2 protein-coding genes are annotated in these 3,703 nt (G+C 74.9%); both read left to right on the top strand.

Going from position 1 to position 3,703, the window contains the following annotated elements:
- Nucleotides 1–3,097: DUF11 domain-containing protein (locus tag KS423_RS41060; protein ID WP_224284828.1), on the top strand; the 3,097-nt coding region annotated here is incomplete at its 5' end.
- Nucleotides 3,094–3,703 (top strand): DUF4255 domain-containing protein (locus KS423_RS41055; protein WP_224284827.1); only part of this gene is annotated, 610 nt, incomplete at its 3' end. The genes KS423_RS41060 and KS423_RS41055, both read left to right, overlap by 4 nt.

The following is a 3,703-nucleotide window of genomic DNA, read 5'->3' as shown; positions in this document are numbered from 1 at the left end:
CGACCCGGCGGCCGGGCGGATCGTCTTCGCCGGCACCAACCACCGAGGCCTCGGCAAGGTGACCGGCGCGGAGTCGAGCACCCCGCTGTTCGGGCCCGGCCCGATCCACTTCGACCGCGACCCCTCGGCCCGCGGCGACGAACTGGTCTTCACCAGCCTGCGCGACGGCCCGCTGCCCCAGGTGTACCTGCGCGACGCGGCCGGCGCGGTGCACCGGCTCACCACCGGAATGGACACCGCCCACCCTGCGCTGGCCCCCGACGGCAAGGGCGTCGTCTTCGAGTCCCTGGAGCCCCGCGCCGGAGGCGGCAGTCCGCAGAAGGTGCTGTGGGCGGTCAACCGGGACGGCAGCGGGCTGCGCCGGATCACCGACGGCGCGGCCGACGAGACCCATCCGACGGTCTCGCCCGACGGCAAGTGGATCGCGTACTCCTGTACCGGTGAACCGGAGCACCGCCAGGTCTACCTGCGGCCGTTCGAAGGCGGTGCTCCGGTCAAGGTCACCAACGTGACCAACGGGGACGCGATCGACCCGACCTGGAACCCGGTGAACGACGACGCCCACCGCAACGAGATCGTCTACACCTGGGACCAGGGCGCCCAGGGCCGGACCCTGATGCTCACCTCGCCCACCGGCGGTGACAAGGCGTTCTTCCCCGGCACCGGCTCCACCTGGAAGACCGGCTCCGCCGCCTGGCTGGCCGACGGCAGCGGCGTGCTCTTCCTCAGCGCCGACCTGCTGGACCCCAACAACCCGACCCCGCAGCCCGACCCGGCCCAGCCACCGGTGGTGAACCTCTATCGGGCGCTGACCTGCAACTGCGAGGCGCCCCGACTGCTCTACCGCGACAACCGGTTGATCGCCACGCCGACCTGGCTCGGTACCCAGAACGACGGTGGCCCGGTCGTCGAGCAGACCAGCGCCGCCGGCGCCAACGTCGCCAACGTCGAGGACGTCCGCTCCGACGGGGGCGACCCGCGGGACCTCGGCATCAGCGTGCTCCGGGAGGACCCGGCCGCCGACACCAACACCAGTACCGACCCCGGCGCCGACCCGCTCTTCCACCCCCGCCCCGGCTTCGACCCCTGGTTCGAGCGCCAGACCTACACGCCCGACGGCCGCCAGATCGTGGTGACCCGCTACGAGGACGGGCCGGCCGGCCGGATCCAGCGGATCTGGCTCGCCGACGCCGACGGGGCGAACCCGAACCCGATGAACCTTGCCGGGCGCGGTCCGAACGACCGGGACACCGACCCGTCCCTCTCACCGGACGGCCGGCTGATCGTGTTCAGCCGCAGCGCCCCGGCCACCGGCCGGGAGCCGGCCCGGCCAGGGCGCGTCCTGATCGCCGAGGTGTCCACCGGGCGGATCGTCGGCACCGTCCAGCCGCCGGCCGGTCAGCAGGGCGCCTCCGACGGCCAGCCGTTCTGGTCCCCCGACGGCAAGCTGATCGCCTTCTCCCGCACCGCCGTGGTCAACGGCAACGCCGGCAACCTGCACGTCTGGACCGTCTCCGCGGACGACCTCACCCGGCAGACCGACCTGAGCCGCACGGCCTGCCCGGGCAGCTGCAACGTCATCGACGACAGCCCCGCGTTCGCCCCCGACGGCCGCCGCATCGCCTTCAACCGCAAGGCCGGTGACGGCGGGAACAACCAGCAGGACGGGGTGGTGATCACCACGCCGAGCGGCGAGGACTGCACCGTGGTCGTGCCCACCGGGCTCGGCCAGGGCGCCTGCACCCGGCCGCTGCCCGAACGCCCCACCACCGGGCCCTTCCAGCCCCGCGACGTCGCCTGGACGGCGAACAGCGCGCAGCTGGTGCTGACCTCCCGCCGTGCCGCGCCGCCGAGCTCACCGGAGGGGCTCAAGATCTACGACTTCGCGACCGCCACGCTCACCGAGCTCGACTGGCGGCTGCCGGGCCGCCAGAAGGAGCCGGCCGTCCAGCAGTCCGTCGACCTGGCGCTCAGCGTGCCCGAGCGGACCCCGGCCGTCCCCGTCGACGGCAGCACCGAGGTGACGATCACCGTGACCAACAAGGGCCCCGCGCCCTCGCCCGGCACCGCCCTGACCGTCTCGGTGCCGACCGGCGCCCGGCTCGACAAGCTGACCACCCCGACCGGATCGTGCGACGCCGCGGCGCTGCGCTGCGAACTCGGCACCCTGGCACCGCGCGCGGTGGTCCGGGTCAAGGCCACCCTGATCGGCACCCGGCCCGGCACCCAGGAGGTCGGCTGGAGCGTCACCGGGGCGGTGGTCGATCCGTACCCCGACGACGACTCCGCCCGGACCCTCCTGCCGGTGCTGGATCCGCCGACCCCCTCGCCGACCGCCACCCCGTCGCCGACCGCCACGCCGACCCCGACACCCACACCCACACCCACACCCACCCCGACGGTCACGCCCACCCCCGCCCCGCCGCCGCCCCCGGCCCCCGCCCCGCCGCCCCAGGCCGGCCCAGGCATCGCGGTCGACGCCCAGCCGAACCCCGGTTACGTCGGCGGCCACGTGACCGTCAGCTACACGGTGCGCAACAGCGGCCAGGCCCTTGCCACCGGCCTGCGGCTGACGCTCGGCCTGCCCGCAGGGGTGCCCACCGAAGCCCTGCCCCCCGGCTGCCGGAGCGGCAGCTGCACGGTGAGCGACCTGGCCCCGGGCCGCAGCGCGGTGGTCCGGGTGGTGCTCTCACCCGTGGCGGCGCTGGACACCACCATCACCGCGGAGCTGACCACCACCGGCACCGACGCCACCCCGGGACCGCACCGGGCGAGCACCCCGCTGCGCATCCTCCAGCCCCGCATCGTCGCGGTGCCGCCGATCGGCAAGCCCGGCTTCGTGACCTCGGTGCGCGGCGTGGACTTCCCGCCCGGCGCGCCGGTCCGGTTCACCTGGCAGCCCGGCATCACCGCCGCGGCGGCGCCCACCCGTCCGAAGGCCGACGGGACGTTCGCCGGCCAGCTGCTCATCCTCCCCAAGGACGAGACGGGCCCGCGCACCATCACCGCCGAAGGCCCCGGGTTCTCCCCGGTGACCTGCCCCTTCCTCGTGGTGGAGGGCAGTATCGGCCCGCCGGGGGAGGTGGAGCGGCGGTGATCCACGAGGTCGACGAGGCGCTGCGGCAGCTGCTCGCCGAGACGGGCCTGCCCGAGCGCGGGATCGAGGTGGTCTTCGACGCGCCCACCCGGGACTTCGCGGCCCGGCGCAACGCGCCCACGGTCAGCGTCTTCCTCTACGGGCTCCGCGAGGACACCGGCCGCCGACAGGCCGGCACCGTCGCGGAGTACGACGCGGACGGCCTGGTGACCGGCCACCGCCCCGCGCCCCGCTGGTTCGAGCTGGCCTACCTGGTCACCGCCTGGACCAACCGGCCGCAGGACGAACACCGGCTGCTGGCCGAGGTGTTGCAGTGCCTGACCACCACCGACACGCTGCCTGCCCGGCTGCTCACCGGCACGCTCGCCGAACTCGGACTGACCGTCGGGCTGGACATCGCGGGGCGCGACACCGGCCTGCCGTCGGTCTCCGACGTCTGGTCCTCGCTCGGTGGGGAACTGCGGCCCTCGGTCGACCTGCGGGTGCTCGCCCCGCTGCCCGGAGAGCGCAGCCCGGCGGGACCGCCGGTCACCGAGGGGCTGGTGCTGCACGCCGGCGACACCACCCCGGCAGGCCCGGAGCCCGCCGACGGCCCGGGCCGCCGAC

This window comes from Streptomyces sp. LS1784, assembly GCF_020103755.1.
GTDB lineage: Bacteria > Actinomycetota > Actinomycetes > Streptomycetales > Streptomycetaceae > Kitasatospora.
The sequence above is the reverse complement of the archived record's forward strand: the minus strand, read 5'-3'. Positions and strand labels throughout refer to the sequence as shown.